The sequence below is a fragment of the Vibrio sp. Isolate32 genome (assembly GCF_022397955.1).
Lineage (GTDB): Bacteria > Pseudomonadota > Gammaproteobacteria > Enterobacterales > Vibrionaceae > Vibrio.
On record NZ_JAKEUQ010000002.1, the window covers coordinates 1 to 18,921 of the forward strand.

The window sequence follows — 18,921 nt, forward strand, 5'->3', positions numbered from 1 at the left end:
CCAGATATCGCTTTTATTTCAGGGAAAACAATAGAGCAGCAACAATTGCAGTCGGTCATGCGCCTGAGGGAGTTAGGCGTAAGACAAAAAACAGCAGCAAAGAATCAATTAATAGCTCTGTTGTCTGAGTTCAATATTAAAGTATCCCAGAAGAATGGTGGGTTGAGGGGCAGTATTAAATCCACTTTGGAAGATGCAAATAATGGATTTTCAGGCGAGTTTCGTATGGCTCTTTCTGTTACATGGGAGCAATACTTATCTCTTGTCGATGCTGTAGAGACTTATGACTCGTGCTTGGAAAGAGCTTTACAGTCTCAGCCTGACTGCAAAAAACTACTAAAAATAGAAGGTATTGGAGTATTGAATGCCGTTAGCTTATATATCGCTTTAGGGTGTGCAGTGATCTGCTCCAGCCAGACTGGACACTTCATTAAGCGACATTTTGATTTTCAAAGTTAACTGGGCTTAGATACCCAAGAGCACTGTGCCTTCTTGTCCGATTATAATCAACCTCTATGTATTCAAAGATTGTTTGGCGCATCTCGTCTCGCGTCATGATCGGCTCATACTGGATCGCTTCAACTTTCATTGAATGGAAGAAGCTCTCAACACAAGCATTGTCCCAGCCGTTTCCTTTCCTACTCATACTTTGCTTTAGATTATAAGCGGTGATGATGTCTCGATAATCTTTTGAGCAGTACTGACTACCTCGGTCACTATGAACGAKAACCTGCTCAGGGAAACCTCGGCGGAACAAGGCCATTGATAACGCATCGCAAACCAGAGTTGCCGTCATTCTGGTATCCATAGACCAACCGACTACTTGCCTTGAATAAAGGTCAATGATTACCGCTAAATACAGCCAGCCTTCACTTGTCGCCACATAGGTGATGTCTCCCGCCCACTTTTGATTCGGAGCCTCAGCGTTAAAATCCTGAGCCAGCAGGTTCGGTGCCACTGGCAGTTTATGTTTGCTGTCCGTCGTACACTTAAACTTACGTGCCGCTTTCGGTGTTAAATCCTGTCGCTTCATACTGGCGGCAATGGTTTTAATATTACGGTTATCACCGTTCTCAGCCAGCTCTTTTTGGATGCGCCTTGAGCCATCACGGCCTTTGCTATTGTCAAAAGCTTCTTTGACCTTTGTATCAAACTCTTGGCGAGTTACCTCGCGCTGGGCGGTCTTGTGGCGGCTAGATCTTTTTCTCGCTGACTGGTGCTGGTGTCGCTCTTAACTGCCTTACGCCAACCATAGATCTGGGATTCGTGTAATGACAGTTGCCTCGCTGCCGCAGCTACTCCCACTTTCTCTGCTAGCTTCAGGGCTTCTGCTTTAAATTCAGGGGAATGGATAATACGTTTTTTCTTGCTTGTCATGGTTCACCTCGTTAGTGATTGTACTCACTTAACTCGATGTCTAAAACTGCTGGTGCGGATCACTTCCTTGTGTCATTCTATCGCTGATAAGAAATCCCCCTCCCACCAGCAATAAGCTACTTGCAGTAAATACCATGCAGTAGGTTAATCATCGCTTTTACTTCTTCACTACTCAATGTGTAATACACAGTTTGAGCTTCTTTGCGAGTTTCGACCAAACCATCTCTTCTCAACCAAGCAAGATGTTGAGATAAAGCAGACTGACTCAGTTCCAACTTGCCACACAGCTCCCCAACCGACAGTTCAGTACCATGTAATAGGCACAAAATCTGTAAGCGACGCTCGTTAGCCATGGCTTTAAGTAGAATCACAGCTTGTGCTGAGTTCTTCTCCATCTCTTTTAAGTTCATAGTTTGGCTCCCTACAACCTTTACGCCAACTACGGGCTATCAGTATTTCCGGCATATGGTGGAGCTATGATAATCGATATCAATTCATTAACAAACTAACTCATTCGAACAATTTGCTAAAATCTGCGTCACATACGTTTTTTACTGCTGGATGTTGGATCATCCTCTCAGCAAATATGACGTAGTACTCCTCTTTTAACTCTTCAATACCGCCTAATAGTTGCAGTGATGTGTCGTCTTCCACTTCAGACATATAAAGCGTCGGTGCTAAGAATATTGCGTCATGATGATAACGAGCAAAAGCCTTCATCAATGCGGCATCATCAAACTCACCCAAAATATCCGGTTTAAGCCCTTGTCTATCAAACCATTGCAATATCTTACGCCCCATTGAAGTTCTACTTCCCGGGATCAACAGCTTTCTTTGTTCTAATACGGCAGGGAAATTAACCCCTTTCACTTCGCCAGAGCTGAAAAAGCTCATACCACTCTCACCCAACTTCTTGCTGAATAAGCCAGGGCTTTGGCTAGAGTCTACTGGGCAGTCAGACAAGATCATATCGAGCTTATGTTGAGAGAGCTGTTCAAGCAGCATTTCGTGAGTCGATTCAAAACAGCGAAGGTGGATACTGTTATCTTCTGGAATCGTCGACATCAGGATCTTACTAACCAGTCGTTTCGAAAGAGCGTCTGCCACACCAACATCAAACAGAATATTTGAGTGCTGACTGTAGTTCACAATATCGAGCATTTCGTAGCTCAGACCAAACATACGATCCGCGTATTTGAAAACCAACTGCCCAAGTTCTGTTGGTTCAACACTGCGGCCATTGCGCTTAGTCAGCTTGCCGTCCATTCGCTCTTCTAATGCTTTTATCTGACCAGTTACCGTTTGAGGTGTGAGAAATAGAGCTTCTGCTGCTTTAGTGACAGAGCCTTGCTTGCAGACCATCCAGAAGTAATAAAGATGGTTATAGTTGAGATGCGACATAGATGTGCCGTAATAAGAAAGTCGATTCTTGTTTATATCAAATATGACACCCTCGCTCAACAAACTCGAAAAAACCAAACCATAAACCATTTAACTGCTATTTTTTTCGAAGTGTTTGATTTCATAATGTAATATTAACGCCAATTTCCTCAATTTTTTCTAACTTTTAAGATCTATATCACCCATCAAAAATAGAAATAAAATCATTTATAAACAAACACTTAAAATAACCACATTTACTGACGGAATATTTAAACAGTAAACCATCACAAAAAAGTTCCGCCTCAATCAAAATGTAATATTACTGAAATATTCCCCCTCTAACATCACGCTCAGATTAAACAAACAGACCAAACACAGACTTAAATGGTCCTATGGAGAAAACATTATGAACCAAGCTACTACTGCAGCAGCGCCTATTTCGAGCACAACTCGTTGGCTACGCTGGGCTAACTTGGCATTCATGCTTTACCTACTATTACTTTCAGTTTCAATGGTTGGTACAGGCTTCAAATGGGCAACAGGCGAGCAAGCAAAAGTTCTTTTTGAATTTGCTTCACACCCAGTTGCAGGCTTAATGATTGGTTTAGTTGCAACCGCACTTATTCAATCATCAAGTACAGTTACTTCAATTATCGTTGGCCTTGTGGCAGGTGGTTTACCTGTTGAGCTGGCAATCCCAATGATCATGGGTGCAAACATTGGTACTACGGTAACCAATACGCTAGTTAGCCTTGGTCACGTTCGTTGTAAAGAAGAGTTCAAACGCGCATTCGCAAGTGCGACGATTCACGACTTCTTTAACCTATTGGCTGTAGCTATCTTTCTACCGCTAGAAATGGCGTTTGGTATTCTAGAGAAGATTTCTCACTGGTTGGTATCTCCGATGCTAGCAACAGGTGATATGAGCATGAAGGGTCTTAACTTCATTAAGCCAATCACTAAACCTGTAGTAAGCGCAATTAAAGAGCCTCTATCAACATTTGGCGACACGATTGGCGGCATCATGCTTATCGCTCTTGGTATTGCAACTATCTTCGTAGCTATCACTGTTATGGGTAAGCTGATGAAGAGCCTAATGGTTGGTCGTGCTCGTGAGATTCTTAAGAACGCAATTGGTCGTGGTCCAATCCACGGTATCGCTTCCGGCTCTATCGTTACTATCCTTGTTCAGTCTTCTTCAACGACTACAAGCTTGATGGTTCCACTAGTAGGCTCAGGTGTTCTTAAAGTACGTGATGTTTACCCATTCACTCTAGGCGCAAACATCGGTACATGTATTACCGCTCTGCTTGCAGCGACAGCAGTATCTGGTGAGTTCGCAGTATTCGCACTACAGATTGCTCTAGTACACTTGGTGTTCAACATCATGGCAACGGTATTCATCTTCGGTATCCCGTTCCTACGTGAGCTACCAGTTAAAGCGGCAGACATGATTTCAGACATGGCTGTGAAGAACAAAGCTGTTGTTGCCGGTTACCTTGTTGCGGTATTCCTTGTACTGCCAGGCACAATCTTGTCTCTGACTGCTTAATAGAAATAATACACATCGCTTATAGCAAAGCCCGCAACCTAGGTTGCGGGCTTTTTCTTTTTTAAGAGCTGATGATGGAAGCAAAAGAAGATACGGGATTCGAGCAAACGGGTAACGAAGAGATAAAGCTAGGTACGAATGGCGAAAATCTCGAGCTCTGATTTTCTTATTTAATATCTAACCCATCTCTCAGACTAAACATGCTCTTCGTATCCCTAATTTCGTTTATTCGTGTCTACTCCTGATCTTCGCATCTCGAAACCCGGTTACTCGTCACTGCCCCTTAAATAAAAAAGGCTGCACAGTGGCAGCCTTTCAATCAAACAAACGGATACGATTAAACAGAGAATGGGTACTTAATCGCTTCGTGGCACTCGTAACCTTCAACCCAGAAGTCATCCATCGTTACCCAAGTTTCTAAATCCTCTAGAGACTTAATTTCAGGGTTGATGTGGAACGTTGGGCCAGCTAGAGGTTCACGCTTCAGCTGGATATCACGCATAGGTGCTAGTTGGTCTTCATAAATATGAGCATTAACTAGCTTGTGGTAAGCCACACCCGCTTTTTTACCCGTGATTTGCGCCATGATTGCTAGGAACACGTACACTTGAACCATGTTGAAGTTGAGGCCTAGTGGAACATCACAAGAGCGCTGAGTACTGTTTAGGTAAAGAGTGTCGCCAAGTAGCGAGAAATGGTGGCTGTACATACACGGACGCAAGCATCCCATGTGGAACTCACCTGGGTTATAGAAGTTTAAGATCTCACCACGGTCATCGATACCGTTTGTCAGGTCATCAACAATCTTCTTCAGCTGGTCGATATGACCACCATCAGGCTTTGCCCATTCTCGCCCCTGAACACCGTAAACACGCCCCATGTCATCTTCACCCTTACGGTAAGGGTTGTTCAGCCATGCTTCGTTCAAGTTAGAGTTTGCATCCCAAGTTTTCGTACCTAGTTTGCGAAAATCTTCAGCGTTGTCGTAGCCACGAATGTAGCCAAGCAGTTCAGCAACTGCCGCTTTCCAAAAGCTCTTACGCGTAGTGACAAGTGGGAACTGGTTGTTACCAACATCATATTCAAGGTCAGCATTGATCACAGTTAGACAGCGCTTGCCCGTGCGTTCATTTTCAATCCAAGTACCGTTATCAACGATACGCTGACAGAGATCTAAATACTGTTTCACACCAATTCCTTACTTCGTTTGTTGTGGTAATTCATCTTTGTAGTGACCGCGCTTGTATGCCCATACCATCATCAGCACACCGATGATAACCATTGGCAGTGATAGGATTTGTCCCATAGAGATAAACCCGCCGAACAAGCCTAAATGAGCATCTGGTTCACGTACGTATTCGACTAAGAAGCGGAATGTACCATATCCTGCAAGGAATAACCCTGATACAGAACCAAGAGGACGCGGCTTTTTGATAAACCAGTTCAAGATGAAGAACAGCACTATACCTTCAAGCGCCATCTCATAAAGCTGAGATGGGTGACGAGGTAGTGGTCCTCCATTAGGGAATACGATTGCCCATGGTACATCTGTAACACGACCCCATAGCTCACTGTTCATGAAGTTACCTAGACGCCCCATACCCAAACCAAAGGGTACCAATGGTGCAATCATGTCTGCGACGCCAAAGAAGGTGCGACCATTCTTTTTCGCATACCAGAACATTGCAGTAATAACACCAAGCAAACCACCGTGGAAAGACATACCGCCAGTCCATACTTTGAATAGGTAAAGTGGATCGGCTAGGAAAAGATCAAAGTTATAGAACAGTACGTAGCCAATACGACCACCAAGTACCACACCTAGAAAGCCAGCAAACAGTAAGTCTGATACTTGCTCTCGAGTCCAACCGCTACCCGGCTGATCAGCTCGGCGATTTGCTAGCCAAAGAGCAAACATAAAACCGACAAGGTACATTAGGCCGTACCAACGAACTGAGATTGGCCCTAGTTCAATAAGAACAGGATCGATATTTGGGAATTCAATAAAACCCTGAGACATACTTGGCACTCTATCTAAATTGAATAACGGTTAGCTCAATCGCTAACGAAAGACACTACAGCAGCATAGTCGCTGCTATAAACATTAAAAATACCGCAAAGAACTTCTTAAGTACTGGTGTTGGTAATTGCGTTGCCAGCTTCGCCCCCACTCGCGTGGTCAGTGCTGATGTACACGATATCGCAATCAAGGCAGGTAGGTAGACATAACCAAGGCTAAACGCAGGCAGCCCCTCGACAGACGAGCCATGCCAGATAAAGCCTAACATTCCAGATATAGCGATAACGAAACCACACACTGAAGACGAGCCCACCGCCTTGCGCATTTCCACACCATGATGGTTAAGGAAAGGTACAGACAACGACCCACCACCAATACCCGCTAGGCTTGAAACCAAACCAATGCCACCACCACATAACATGGTTGTCGCAGAGCCCGGCATCGCCTTTTGACTCTTAGAGCGAATCGACAACAGCATCTGCAGTGCCAGCACCAAAACAATCACACCAAAAACTTTAGGCAGGTATTGAGAAGGAATAACGTCAGCCACAAAAGAACCGAGAAAACCGCCAACCACAACCCCAGGCATTAACCACTTAACGACAAACATCTCGACGTTACCCAACTTTAAGTGGTTAATCGCAGACGATCCTGACGTAACAATAATGGTAGATAGCGAGGTTGCTAATGCCATTTGCATTGCAAACTCTTGAGGAATACCCGCTTTCGGGAGCAAGAACAGTAAGGCTGGAACCACCAGTAACCCACCGCCAATACCCAGTAAGCCAGCTAAAACACCCACAACAGCACCAAGACCCGCTAGCAAGCCTATCAGTTCATATGACACGTTAATTCCTATTTTTTACCTGCTCGAATAAAGCCTGTAAATTCACGCTCTTCGAAATAGTTCAGCATCATACTATAGATGTCACTGCCATACGGCTTTGAAAGTGCCTTATTTGCCAAATCCTGTAATTCGCTCAAGTTAGATTGGCGAATCAAATACTTGGTTCTAGCCACATTCGAGGTGTTCATACTTAACGTCTGATAACCTAATCCAAGCAGTAACAATGCGCCCATTGGATCACCGGCTAGCTCTCCACAAATACACACAGGTAATTGATATTGCTTACAAGTATCATGAATCTGTTTCAATGCCATGATCACTGCCGGGTGCATAGATTCATAGACATCAGAGACTCGAGAATTGTTCCGGTCAACGGCCAATAAATATTGGGTTAAGTCATTGGTGCCGACAGAGACAAAATCGACCTTATCGGCGATCAGCGGTAGCAGGTAAAGCATCGAAGGCACTTCAATCATGATACCGATACGAGGCATTCGCACTCGATTATCAAGTTCATGCACTTCTTCGTAGGCTTGCTCAATCAACTGTAGTGCATCATCCAACTCCTGAGCGCCCGAGATCATCGGCAGCAGAATGCTCAAGTTGTGGCTTTCACAACTCGCACGTAGCATTGCACGCAGTTGGATAATGAAAATATCAGGGTGATCCAGCGTAAAGCGGATACCACGCCAACCAAGGAATGGGTTGTCTTCCTCGATTGGGAAGTAAGGTAATGCCTTATCACCACCAATATCGAGCGTACGCATCACCACTTGCTTATTTGGGTAGCTAGAAAGTACAGAGCGATATTGCTTGAACTGTTCATCCTCTGATGGGAAACGTTGTTGCAATAGGAAAGAGATTTCCGTTCGATACAGGCCAACCCCATCAACGCCTTGGTTGATGGCAATATTGGTATCAGCGCTCAAACCTGCATTAAGTAGGATTTCGACCTGTTGACCATCTTGGGTTTTCGCAGACAGATACAGCTCGCGATTGACCATTGAGGAGAGCTCACTCTCTTCAAGAATCAGTCCGCGGTACTCCTTGAGCAGATTCTTGGTCGGCTCGATAAAGATCTCGCCACTATAACCATCGACGATGGCTTGTTTACCGTTCGCCTGCTCGAGGTTAATGTTAACCCCCATCACCGAAGGAATGCCAAGCGCGCGAGATAAAATCGCAGCGTGCGAGTTCGCCGCCCCTTCCAGTGAGATCACTGCTAACAGCTTCTCTTTTGGAATCGATGCTAATACCGAAGCCGTTAACTCACGGACCACCAGAATAATAGGTTTGTCTAAGGTGCGTAGCTCATATTCAGAGTTATGGAGGAAGTACAACAGCCTTTGGCCGAGCTCTCGAATATCCTGCGCCCTTTCACGCAGATAAACATCCGACATACGAGCAAAGCGATTGGAATAACTCTCAACCACCTGCCTTAGTGCCCAGTCCGCTTTATCACCTTTCTGAATTTGGCTCTTTAGATCCTTACGCAACATAGGATCGTTGAGTAAGTGAGTGAACAGGTCAAAGATCGCCAATGCGTCTTTGTTAATTTCACTGTCTAAGCGCTTTCGCATGCGCTTGAAGTCATTGAGGGCATTTTCAACTGCCACTGCCAATAACTCTTGCTCGCGCTCAATATTGAGCGTCGAAGCAGGATACACATCCGTTAATTCAGGTTGAGTGTTGTCCCACCACAGATCACCAATGGCAACCCCAGATGAGGCAGCAATACCTTTGATGCCTGGCAGCTTTTGTTGCTCCAACAGCCAATGACCTTGGGTTTGGGCGTGCGCCACAATAACCGCAAGTTGGGCCGAGAGCGTAACAAGGAAAGACTCTTCCATCTCGCTGAATAAACGAGGTGTTTTTTGTTGAATAACCAATACACCAAGCACTTGCTTACGATGGATAATAGGAGTACCAAGAAAAGAGTGGTAAATGTTTTCTCCAAGTTCTGGAAAAAACTTATAAGCAGGGTGAGCAGACGCTTGTGCAAGGTTAATAGGTTCAGCACTTCGTTTCACTAGGCCAACTAAGCCTTCGTCGAAACCAATGTGAATACTATTCCCTTCAAAGATCAGGCCTTGAGTTGCCATCAACTCAAGGCGCTGCATATCATTATTGGCTAAATACACGGTGCAACATTCCGTCTGCATCGCACTGCATGTCTCTTTAACTAGAATATCAAGTGCCGTCGATACATCTTCAACTCTTGATACGTGTTCAACTATTTCCCTTAGTTGACTGAGCATGCTTAACCTCTACGCAATTTGCGTTTTCCTTTTGTTTTTCGCTCTTTAAACGGCATTGCTAAAGATGCGAACTCTTTCATCGCTCGACGGTAAACATCTCGCTTAAAAGAAACAACTTGTCGAACTGGGTACCAGTAACTTACCCAACGCCAACCATCAAACTCAGGTGTACTCCCACGCTGCATATTGATACGCGATTCATCGCAATCTAAGCGTAAAAGGAACCACTTCTGTTTTTGTCCAATACAGACAGGTTTAGAATCCCATCGAACCAGTCGTTTGGGTAGCTTGTAGCGTAACCAATGACGACTTGTCGCAACGATCTTTACATCCTTTTTAGTAAGGCCAACCTCTTCATACAACTCACGGTACATTGCCTGTTCCGGAGTTTCACCTTCATCTATTCCCCCTTGAGGGAATTGCCATGAATGTTGCCCGTATCGTTTAGCCCAGAAGACCTGACCATGGTTGTTACAGATTACAATACCAACATTTAATCGGTAACCATCGCCATCTATCACTGGCCAACCTCTATCTAAATTTTTAATTACTCTGATTTTTCCACATATCCCCAATTGGAGCAAACTTAGTGACGTGATAAGCGCTATATTTATGAATATTACCTGTAAATCTGGATAAGTTTCGCTCGAATCCGAGTTACCCACACAATAGTGAGACCTAGACCACATTTATTCACCTTTTCTGTGAATAACTATGTGAAGAATTACCCGCAATCGTTTTTTTAATCCATAGATTCATCAACACTAAAAACGACAAACCAATCAGAATCAATTTATCCCATTAAAAATCAATAAATTAAAATATTATTTTAGTTTTAAAAAACATTAGAAATGTAAAAAATCTTTCAGAAACCCAACATGGTCAAAGATCAACCATCCCGATGTTTATCCACACTAGTAAGTGAAAGATTCACTTTGAACCCCATTTGGCAAGCAGTTTATCCACCATAAACCCCTGTTTATTTATCCACTAAATTAATATTTCAATTAATTACCTTTATGTCCTGTGGATAACCCTGACTTTGATCCCTTTTCTTGCAAGAAGATCATTTCTTAACCAGTCGTAATTTGGTGGTAACTTCTGATAAGATCGTTTTTTTTGATCATGCCTTTTATTATGAAACCTGAACCACAAACACAACAAGAGCTGTTAGAGCGAGCATATGCTATCGCCGGAATGACCTTTAAAGAGCTCGCCGATGAAGCCGAGATGGTGATGCCAAACGACCTTAAGCGTGATAAAGGCTGGGTTGGGCAGCTATTGGAATGGCACTTAGGCGCACCTGCTGGCAGTAAGCCAGAACAAGATTTTGCGAAGCTAGGTATTGAACTTAAAAGTATTCCTATTGGCTATTCTGGTAAGCCACTCGAAACCACCTTTGTTTGTGTTGCCCCATTAATGGGTGTGCAAGGGCTGACATGGGAAACCAGCCATGTTCGTAACAAGCTGTCTAAAGTGTTATGGATACCAGTAGAAGGCGAAAGGGAAATCCCACTAGCAGAAAGGCACGTTGGATCACCACTATTGTGGACGCCAAGCGAGGCTGAAGACGAACTACTGAAAAGCGACTGGGAAGAGTTGATGGAGTTGATCGTGTTAGGGAACGTTGAACAGATCACGGCAAGGCATGGAGAAGCCCTACATCTACGTCCAAAAGCCGCAAACAGCCGAGTTTTAACCGAAGCCTATGGTGCGAGTGGCAAGCCAATCAAAACCAAACCTCGTGGATTTTATTTACGAACTCAATTTACTCACAACTTATTGACGACACACTACGCATAGTACCTTCACAGTCATGCAGCAATGACTAAAAAGTAAGGCGTTATAGGCTTGTATCTAGTGAGGTTTCAACGCTAATTCAATATCGCAGTAGCTCTGACTTGGCTCGTTACCAAATTCGTCGTAAGCATTGTGTAAACGAAGATAGGCTTTTTCAAACCCTAGCCGGAGTAACTCTTCTTTCACTTGATCCAAAGAACCAAAGTGAAGTGGCTCACCATCTTGCTTTACCGGCTCAAGCTTATGTTTGTACTCCACAGCCAGCAGATATTCCGAGATATCGGAACAGCCAATAACGTACACTTTGGGGATTTGATACGAGTCTTTGTGCTCTCCATGTAGCCACATGTCTAACTGATGCTTTTGCATAACCGGTCTCCCTTGCTCTCTAAAGCTTAGTAGAACTCTATTTCTTTACTAGGGCGTGTTGATTTTTCTCGATTAAAAAAACCAAAAAGAGAAGCAAAAGCTTCTCTTTTTTGGCCAGTTCTAGTTCAAAAGCTTACACTTTCGACGCCATAACTATCCCTGTGACTTATCTAAGGGGTTGAAAGGTGCTATCAACCCCGCATATTACGTCGGTATTCGAGCACTTAAAACACGACGAAGGTGACGTACGCGACGTTCAATAGTGACGACTTCTGGTTCAGAAAAACCAATAGGTCGACCGTCAGCCTCAAGACCAATATCTCTTAATAAGTGAGTATTGTTCCATGGCAGTTCATATGAACTACGACGAACTTTTCGTTGCCATTCACGCTCTTCACGACGAAGATCGGCACGGATAAGGACTGTTGCTAATTTTAAATATACTGAGTGACGCATAATAACTCTCCAGTTGTTGAATAAACTGAGGAAAAATAGCGTGTTAGATAGTATGAGGGCTTCTCACTTAGCTGCTATTTTTCCGCAGCCAAATAAGGGTACGGATCTATTAGTTAGGTTTATCTTGGGTGTTTCGATCGGCCATGGCTAATGTGTGTGACATATCAGTCACCATGTCAGTACACGGATCAAACGACGCGCAAATATGTTGTATAAAATCAAAATGTTTCATTTGCGCCTCCAAACTAACTAAAAAATCCAAAAAGAAATGAGGAAGTAAAAGCAGACAAGTCTTTGTTAAATCGTTGCTTTCACGGTTAAAGTCTAACCAAGTGAGTATATTATTCAACCACTAATGGGTTAACATTTTTAAAACAATGCATTCGCCTGAAATATCAGTTGCATATTCATTTACATATAACATATTCACTGTGATTATATAAAATCACAGCATATCTCTCTTAGGGCTTAGCTAGAAAACAATGGACTATCCTTCAGAAACAAAAAAAAGCCATGTAGTACATGGCCTTTAATTTACGCTGACTGAATAAAGTCATGTATAAAAGAGTCTAAACAACCCCTTCAGAGATTAGGCTGTGTTTATTGAGTAATCGGTACATAGTCGCTCGTGATACACCGAGCTCCTTAGCTGCCAACGAAACCTGTCCACTGTAAGATTCCAATACAATCAACAATGCATCGCGCTCTGAACGCTCACGGATGCTTTTCAAGCTACGGCGTTCATCATTCTGTTTTGGTAAATCTAATTGATGCTCTTCGATGATCACTGCATCCGACATCAACACAACGCGCTTAATCTGATTCATCAGCTCACGCACATTTCCAGGCCAATGGTAGCGATTCATCGAACGAATAGCATCGTCTGAAAAACTCTTTGCCTGAGCATTAAACTCTTTTGAATACTCTCGTAGGAAGTGATTGGCGAGTACGGAGATATCACTCACGCGCTCTTTCAGGCTCGGCACATAGATGCGCAGCACATTAATGTAATGATAAAGATCCTCATTGAAATCCCCTTCTGTTAAGGCTTTTTCAATATCAGAAGAGTTCGCAGCCAGAATTCGTACATCAACAGACTTAGGCCCTTCTGCGCTCTCTACCTTACCTTCTTGCAAAAAACGCAGCAGGTTCAACTGCTGATTGCGTGGCATCGCTAAAACATCATTAAGTAAGATGGTGCCACCATCGGCCTCTTCCAGCATACAAGGAGAAGACGTTGGCTGTGCTGATATCCCAAATACCTCAGCTTCTATTCTCATTTCAGACAAGGCACGGCAGTTCACCGTTAGAAATGGCTTTTGAGATCGTGAGGAGTTTTGATGAATAGAACGTGCAATCGTCTCTTTGCCTGAGCCGCTCTCTCCATAAATCAGAATACTGACATCCGTTGGGCCAATACGCTTCACTTGGTCTCTTAGGCGTTTTACAGCCACAGAGTCGCCTAGTAACCCCATATTGTTGTTAATACCATAGTTTGGCCATACTTTCTGCTCAAGCTTCAGCATTCCTAACTGGTGACCAATGGTGCTTAACAGCTGGGCGTCTGGGATCGGAGCGGTGAAAAAATCGATACAAAAGTTAACGATAAACTGGCAGATAGTATCTGAGCTTAATTGAGACTCACGGATAAACACGAGCCATCTCACCTGCTTATTGTTGCTCACAAGGTTAGCAATACCATTAAGACTGAATTCATCATGGCTAAGATCCACAATGCCAATACATGGACCAATTTCACTAATCAAGGCATCCGCTTTTCGCAAGTCGGCACACTGGGTACACTGCCAACCTACTTGTTCTAATACAGATAACCAGGGTTCGTACGCACCACCAACGACGATAAGAGAACCTGGTAAGGAATCCATCTTAAATTGAGTTCCCATCCTTCTTCCTTATTCTATTTTTATTTAAAATCAGGCTAATACAAATCACTGCTTCATCGTTCGACATAATGCCGCGAGATCGTGTTCAGCGCAGAGACGTGTAGTAGTGAGACTATCTTAGATTTCATGTCTCAATAGTAAGACTATGTCAGAAATAACGATTTTTCGAATCAAGAGTGCGGTACAGACTAGGTTTTGAAGCCCAAAAACAGAAAAAGCCACCCGAAGGTAGCTTTTTAATTACATCGGCTGTACGCCCTATAAGCGAGAATTACGCTTGTGGACGCATTGCCGGGAACAAGATCACGTCACGGATTGTGTGCGTGTTTGTAAATAGCATAGCTAGACGGTCGATACCAATACCTTGACCCGCTGTTGGCGGCAGGCCGTGCTCTAGTGCAGTAATGTAGTCTGCATCGTAGTACATCGCTTCGTCATCACCCGCGTCTTTCGCGTTAACTTGTGCTTTGAAACGCTCGTCTTGGTCTTCTGCATCGTTAAGCTCAGAGAAGCCGTTCGCTACTTCGCGACCACCGATGAAAAACTCAAAACGGTCTGTGAAGAACGGATTGTCATCGCTGCGACGAGCTAGAGGAGAGATGTCTGCTGGGTAACCAGTGATGAACGTTGGTTGAATTAGCTGAGGCTCAGCCGTTTCACCAAAGATCTCTTCAAGAAGCTGACCACATGTCCAGAACGTTTCCACTTCAACGTGTACAGATTTCGCGATTGCTACCATCTTCTCACGGTCTTGTATGTCTGCTTCTGTTAGTGCTTGAATCTCAGCATGCTCAGGGTTGTAGTGCTTAATCGCATCGAACATACTCATACGCGCGTACTTACCACCGAACTCAACTGTTTCGTCACCGTAAGGCATAGAAGTAGAACCAAGAACGTCCATAGCCGCTGTACTTAGCATCTCTTCAGTTAGATCCATAAGGTCTTTGTAATCAGAGTACGCTTGGTAGAATTCCATCATTGTGAATTCTGGATTATGACGTGGAGACAGACCTTCGTTACGGAAGTTACGGTTGATCTCGAATACACGATCAAAACCACCTACAACTAGACGCTTAAGGTAAAGCTCAGGTGCAACACGTAGGTACATGTCGATGTCTAATGCGTTGTGGTGAGTGATAAATGGACGTGCAGTCGCACCACCAGGGATCACGTGCATCATTGGCGTTTCAACTTCTAGGTAGCCTTTTGAGCTCATGAAGTTACGGATTGAAGAAACAAGCTTAGAACGCACGATGAATGCGTTGCGAGAATCTTCGTTCACGATTAGGTCAACGTAACGCTGACGGTAACGCATCTCTTGATCAGTTAGACCGTGGAACTTCTCTGGTAGAGGACGAAGAGCTTTAGTCAGCAGTTCAAACTCTTCCATGTTCACGTAAAGGTCGCCTTTACCTGACTTATGAAGTGCACCTTTAACACCGATGATGTCACCGATATCTAGACCTTGGTACTTCTCTTTCAGTACTTTTTGTACGTCTTTCGCTGCGTATGCTTGGATACGACCAGAAGTTTCTTGAATCGCAAGGAATGGACCACGCTTCGCCATTACACGACCAGCGATCGCAACGATGTGGTTAAGCTCTTCTAGCTCTTCCTTAGTCTTCTCACCGAATTCTGCTTGAAGATCGCCAGCTAGGTGCTCACGGCGGAAATCATTTGGGTGACCATTTGCTTTGCAGCTTTGGCGGATGTGATCCAGCTTGCTACGGCGCTCAGCAATTAGTTTGTTTTCTTCTTGTACGTTTTCATTTTGAACAGCATCAGTCATTGAGATGTACCCTGCTTGTATAATTTGAACAGCTATATTTTCGCAAATATAGTCGGTAAAAAGCTTAAAGACCTGATTTCAGGCTAGCTTCAATAAATTTGTCTAAGTCACCGTCAAGAACCGCTTGAGTATTACGGTTTTCAATGCCGGTGCGTAAATCTTTGATACGTGAATCATCCAGAACGTAAGAGCGGATTTGGCTGCCCCAACCGATGTCTGATTTAGTATCTTCATTCGCTTGTTTTTCAGCATTTTGTTTTTGAATCTCAAGTTCAAAAAGCTTAGCACGTAGCTGCTTCATCGCTTGATCTTTGTTCTTATGCTGCGAACGGTCATTCTGACATTGAACCACAGTGTTGGTAGGAACGTGAGTAATACGTACCGCCGATTCCGTGGTGTTTACGTGCTGACCACCAGCGCCCGAAGCACGGTATACGTCAATACGTAAGTCAGAAGGGTTAATGTCGATCGTAATGTTGTCATCAATCTCTGGGTAGATAAACGCAGATGCAAATGAAGTATGACGACGGCCACTTGAATCAAATGGTGATTTACGAACTAGACGGTGAACACCTGTCTCTGTACGCAACCAACCGTACGCGTACTCACCCGAGATACGTACTGTTGCACCTTTCAAACCAGCAACTTCACCTTCAGATACCTCGATAACTTCCGTTTTGAAGCCCTTCGCTTCAGCCCAACGCAAGTACATGCGCAGCATCATTGAAGTCCAGTCTTGTGCTTCAGTACCACCTGAACCCGACTGTAGATCGATATAACAATCTGAAGCGTCATGCTCACCAGAGAACATACGACGGAACTCAAGTTTACCTAACTTAGCTTCAAGCTCCGCTAGTTCTGGTTCAATTTCGTCGAACGTTTCTTGATCTTCTTCTTCAACCGCTAGCTCTAGTAGGCCATCAACATCCTCAACACCTTGGTCAAGTTGGTCAATCGTTTCTACTACCGCTTCCAGTGCAGAACGCTCTTTACCTAGCGCTTGAGCACGCTCAGGTTCGTTCCATACATCCGGTTGTTCTAACTCTGCGTTTACTTCTTCTAGACGCTCTTTCTTAGCGTCATAGTCAAAGGTACCCCCTCAGGATATTTGTGCGCTCAGACACATCCTGCAGACGGTTTTTTATAGGATTGATTTCAAACATTTTAGCTCATCATTTATGAGTAGAATTTAACCGGAGAATTGTACTCAAAAGTGTGACGGAGATACAGAAATTTTTAGAGGGCAAACCAATATTCAGTCACTTACAACAATATAAAGTTTTAAGCTCAGAAATTAGCTCGATTTAGGCATAAAGCAGAAACAAAACAAGCCCGGGATTCGGCGCCGAGCTTGTGATTTGAATAGTGCGATGGAAGCCGTACTCTAGATGAAAAGCGGCTATTTTGCTTCGATGTGGTCAACCATTAACTGCAATGACTGGTTACCACGAAACTCGTTAATATCCAGCTTATAGGCAAGATGCACGGTTTTCACTGAAGCATCTGGCCAGCGACGTAAATCAACATTGAAAGCGATGCCATCGATCATCACATTGGTTGGGTGACCTTTGTATAATGGCTCTAACATCAACTTAAGGTGTTTTTCACCCACCAACTTTTGGTGCAACACTTTAAACTCACCATCGAAGATAGGCTCTGGGAATGCTTGCCCCCAAGGACCACCTGCGCGCAGAGTTTCAGCGGTGTGCATAGAGAACTCTTCAGGTAACAACTCACCGTCAGATAAGATGATGCCCTTAAGTGCCGTTTCTCCGAGTTCTTGTTTCACTACATCGTTGAACAGTTTACTAAAGCGTTCAAAGTCCTTTTCCATGATCGTTAAGCCTGCCGCCATTGCGTGGCCACCAAACTTAAGAATCAAACCAGCGTTTTGAGTATCGATACGGTCTAGCGCATCACGCATGTGCAAACCCGGAATCGAGCGACAAGAGCCCTTAATGCTCCCTTCTCCGCCATCAGCGAACGCAATCACAGGGCGATGGTATTTGTCTTTGATACGCGAAGCCAAAATACCAATCACACCTTGGTGCCAATCACGTTGGAACAGTGCTAAACCCGAAGGCAGGTCGTCTTTACCAAACTCAAGGCGTTCACAGAAAGCCATCGCTTCTTGTTTCATGCCCTCTTCGATCTCTTTGCGAGTCTGGTTCAAACCATCAAGTTCACTCGCCATACGACGTGCAGCGTGGATGTTGTTGCTCATCAGTAGCTCAACACCAAACGACATGTCGTCAAGTCGACCCGCAGCATTGATACGAGGACCCAGTGCAAAACCAAAATCCGAAGCGACCAGACGTTTCGCATCTCGCTTTGCAATCTCAATCAAGGCTTGAATACCCGGACGAGCCTTACCCGCTCGGATACGTTGCAAGCCTTGGTGTACCAAGATTCGGTTGTTTTCATCAAGTGGCACCACGTCCGCGACCGTACCTAGAGCGACAAGGTCTATCAACTCCATCAGCTTAGGCTCCGTCATGCCTAGTTCAGCAAACCAATTCAGTTTACGCATGTGAACACACAGTGCCATCATCAGATAGAAAGCCACGCCAACACCAGCGAGCGCTTTAGACGGAAATGCACAGCTCTCTAGATTCGGGTTTACCATCGCATCAACCATAGGCAATTCGCTACCCGGTAAGTGATGGTCAGTGACCAGAACTTCTAGTCCTTTCTCTTTGGCAAAACGCACCCCTTCAATCGAAGAGACACCGTTATCAACCGTCATGATCACTTCTGCACCGATCTCGATTGCTTGTTCCACTACTTCAGGGCTGAGGCCGTAGCCATCTTCAAAACGGTTTGGTACTAGGTAATCAACATTTGAGCTGCCTAGCATACGCAGCGCAAGTACCGACAACGCAGAGCTGGTTGCACCGTCGGCATCAAAGTCGCCAACAACAATAATGCGTTTTTGATGCTGAATCGCCCTAAACAACAATTCGACGGCAGCATCAATGCCCCCTAGCTTTTGATAGGAGTGTAGGCCTTTCGCTGCAGTCTCAAGTTGGTCTGCACTGTTAACTCCGCGGCTCACATAGATGCGTTTTAACAGATCTGGCAAATGAGCGGGTAAAACGGAAATGTCGACCTCAGGACGGCGTTGAATCTCTATCATATAAAAATGGGCCTGATATCAATCAGGCCA

The 18,921-nt window shown here is 44.4% G+C and carries 15 protein-coding genes and 2 pseudogenes; 3 read left to right on the top strand and 14 right to left on the bottom strand.

All coding sequences use genetic code 11. From position 1 onward, the window contains the following. Positions 1-405: pseudogene (locus tag L1D11_RS01500) on the top strand (IS110 family transposase); the annotation flags it as partial. 25 nt (positions 406-430) lie between these two features. Here the strand turns inward: L1D11_RS01500 and L1D11_RS01505 are convergent. The 3 genes and pseudogenes from L1D11_RS01505 to nhaR form a co-directional block, all read right to left on the bottom strand. Then, positions 431-1,377 (bottom strand): annotated as a pseudogene (locus L1D11_RS01505) (IS3 family transposase). A gap of 116 nt (positions 1,378-1,493) precedes the next feature. After that, positions 1,494-1,787, bottom strand: coding sequence for a metalloregulator ArsR/SmtB family transcription factor (locus tag L1D11_RS01510; protein WP_004735028.1), 294 nt, complete (start codon positions 1,785-1,787; stop codon positions 1,494-1,496). Between the two features lie 100 nt (positions 1,788-1,887). Then, a complete protein-coding gene (nhaR, locus tag L1D11_RS01515; protein ID WP_239834841.1) occupies positions 1,888-2,778 on the bottom strand; it encodes a transcriptional activator NhaR in 891 nt (296 codons plus the stop codon). Positions 2,779-3,166: 388 nt separating this feature from the next. On the opposite strand from nhaR, the gene L1D11_RS01520 reads away from it, so the two are divergent. Beyond that, positions 3,167-4,312 (top strand): Na/Pi symporter, encoded by a 1,146-nt coding sequence (locus L1D11_RS01520; RefSeq protein ID WP_004739535.1) that lies wholly within the window; start codon positions 3,167-3,169, stop codon positions 4,310-4,312. A gap of 337 nt (positions 4,313-4,649) precedes the next feature. On the opposite strand, the gene L1D11_RS01525 is transcribed toward L1D11_RS01520, so the two are convergent. From L1D11_RS01525 to rppH, 5 genes are read right to left on the bottom strand one after another with little or no spacing between them, the layout of a single operon-like run. Next, entirely contained in the window at positions 4,650-5,501 is an 852-nt protein-coding gene (locus tag L1D11_RS01525; RefSeq protein WP_239834622.1) for a thymidylate synthase, read from the bottom strand. A gap of 9 nt (positions 5,502-5,510) precedes the next feature. Then, positions 5,511-6,332 (bottom strand): prolipoprotein diacylglyceryl transferase, encoded by an 822-nt coding sequence (gene lgt / locus L1D11_RS01530; protein ID WP_017059338.1) that lies wholly within the window; start codon positions 6,330-6,332, stop codon positions 5,511-5,513. A 55-nt stretch (positions 6,333-6,387) separates the two neighbouring features. Beyond that, entirely contained in the window at positions 6,388-7,179 is a 792-nt protein-coding gene (locus L1D11_RS01535; RefSeq protein ID WP_239834621.1) for a sulfite exporter TauE/SafE family protein, read from the bottom strand. Positions 7,180-7,187: 8 nt separating this feature from the next. After that, positions 7,188-9,437 (bottom strand): phosphoenolpyruvate--protein phosphotransferase, encoded by a 2,250-nt coding sequence (gene ptsP / locus L1D11_RS01540; RefSeq protein ID WP_239834620.1) that lies wholly within the window; start codon positions 9,435-9,437, stop codon positions 7,188-7,190. 2 nt (positions 9,438-9,439) lie between these two features. Then, on the bottom strand, positions 9,440-9,958 hold the full coding sequence (gene rppH / locus L1D11_RS01545; protein WP_004739545.1) for an RNA pyrophosphohydrolase: 519 nt from the start codon (positions 9,956-9,958) through the stop codon (positions 9,440-9,442). A gap of 616 nt (positions 9,959-10,574) precedes the next feature. Between rppH and mutH the strand changes: the two genes are divergently transcribed. After that, positions 10,575-11,240 (top strand): DNA mismatch repair endonuclease MutH, encoded by a 666-nt coding sequence (gene mutH, locus L1D11_RS01550; protein WP_239834206.1) that lies wholly within the window; start codon positions 10,575-10,577, stop codon positions 11,238-11,240. 54 nt (positions 11,241-11,294) lie between these two features. On the opposite strand, the gene L1D11_RS01555 is transcribed toward mutH, so the two are convergent. From L1D11_RS01555 to recJ, 6 genes are all read right to left on the bottom strand, one after another. After that, positions 11,295-11,606 carry a DUF6482 family protein gene (locus L1D11_RS01555; protein WP_239834205.1) on the bottom strand — a complete coding sequence of 104 codons (312 nt, stop codon included), beginning with the start codon at positions 11,604-11,606 and terminating at the stop codon, positions 11,295-11,297. 204 nt (positions 11,607-11,810) lie between these two features. Then, the gene (locus L1D11_RS01560; protein WP_017059332.1) at positions 11,811-12,062 is read right to left on the bottom strand and encodes a hypothetical protein; all 252 of its coding nucleotides are present in this window, start codon (positions 12,060-12,062) and stop codon (positions 11,811-11,813) included. 569 nt (positions 12,063-12,631) lie between these two features. Next, positions 12,632-13,966 (bottom strand): cyclic-di-GMP-binding transcriptional regulator VpsR, encoded by a 1,335-nt coding sequence (gene vpsR, locus L1D11_RS01565; protein ID WP_239834204.1) that lies wholly within the window; start codon positions 13,964-13,966, stop codon positions 12,632-12,634. Between the two features lie 271 nt (positions 13,967-14,237). Next, a complete protein-coding gene (gene lysS / locus L1D11_RS01570) occupies positions 14,238-15,755 on the bottom strand; it encodes a lysine--tRNA ligase (RefSeq protein ID WP_239834203.1) in 1,518 nt (505 codons plus the stop codon). 64 nt (positions 15,756-15,819) lie between these two features. Beyond that, positions 15,820-16,918 (bottom strand): peptide chain release factor 2 gene (gene prfB, locus L1D11_RS01575; RefSeq protein ID WP_100205982.1). Its coding sequence is split into 2 segments (ribosomal slippage): positions 15,820-16,842 and positions 16,844-16,918, totalling 1,098 coding nucleotides; the frame shifts between segments, so codons are not numbered across the junction. Between the two features lie 236 nt (positions 16,919-17,154). Beyond that, positions 17,155-18,891, bottom strand: a complete 1,737-nt coding sequence (gene recJ / locus L1D11_RS01580) for a single-stranded-DNA-specific exonuclease RecJ (protein WP_239834202.1) — start codon at positions 18,889-18,891, stop codon at positions 17,155-17,157. Between the last annotated feature and the right edge of the window lie 30 nt (positions 18,892-18,921).

Excerpts from the sequence above, each read along its gene's own strand:
- L1D11_RS01520 (WP_004739535.1), top strand. The coding sequence starts at position 3,167 with ATGAACCAAGCTACTACTGCAGCAGCGCCTATTTCGAGCACAACTCGT.
- ptsP (WP_239834620.1), bottom strand. The coding sequence starts at position 9,437 with ATGCTCAGTCAACTAAGGGAAATAGTTGAACACGTATCAAGAGTTGAA.
- nhaR (WP_239834841.1), bottom strand. The coding sequence starts at position 2,778 with ATGTCGCATCTCAACTATAACCATCTTTATTACTTCTGGATGGTCTGC.
- L1D11_RS01555 (WP_239834205.1), bottom strand. The coding sequence starts at position 11,606 with ATGCAAAAGCATCAGTTAGACATGTGGCTACATGGAGAGCACAAAGAC.
- lysS (WP_239834203.1), bottom strand. The coding sequence starts at position 15,755 with ATGACTGATGCTGTTCAAAATGAAAACGTACAAGAAGAAAACAAACTA.
- L1D11_RS01560 (WP_017059332.1), bottom strand. The coding sequence starts at position 12,062 with ATGCGTCACTCAGTATATTTAAAATTAGCAACAGTCCTTATCCGTGCC.
- mutH (WP_239834206.1), top strand. The coding sequence starts at position 10,575 with ATGAAACCTGAACCACAAACACAACAAGAGCTGTTAGAGCGAGCATAT.
- vpsR (WP_239834204.1), bottom strand. The coding sequence starts at position 13,966 with ATGGGAACTCAATTTAAGATGGATTCCTTACCAGGTTCTCTTATCGTC.
- lgt (WP_017059338.1), bottom strand. The coding sequence starts at position 6,332 with ATGTCTCAGGGTTTTATTGAATTCCCAAATATCGATCCTGTTCTTATT.
- recJ (WP_239834202.1), bottom strand. The coding sequence starts at position 18,891 with ATGATAGAGATTCAACGCCGTCCTGAGGTCGACATTTCCGTTTTACCC.
- L1D11_RS01510 (WP_004735028.1), bottom strand. The coding sequence starts at position 1,787 with ATGAACTTAAAAGAGATGGAGAAGAACTCAGCACAAGCTGTGATTCTA.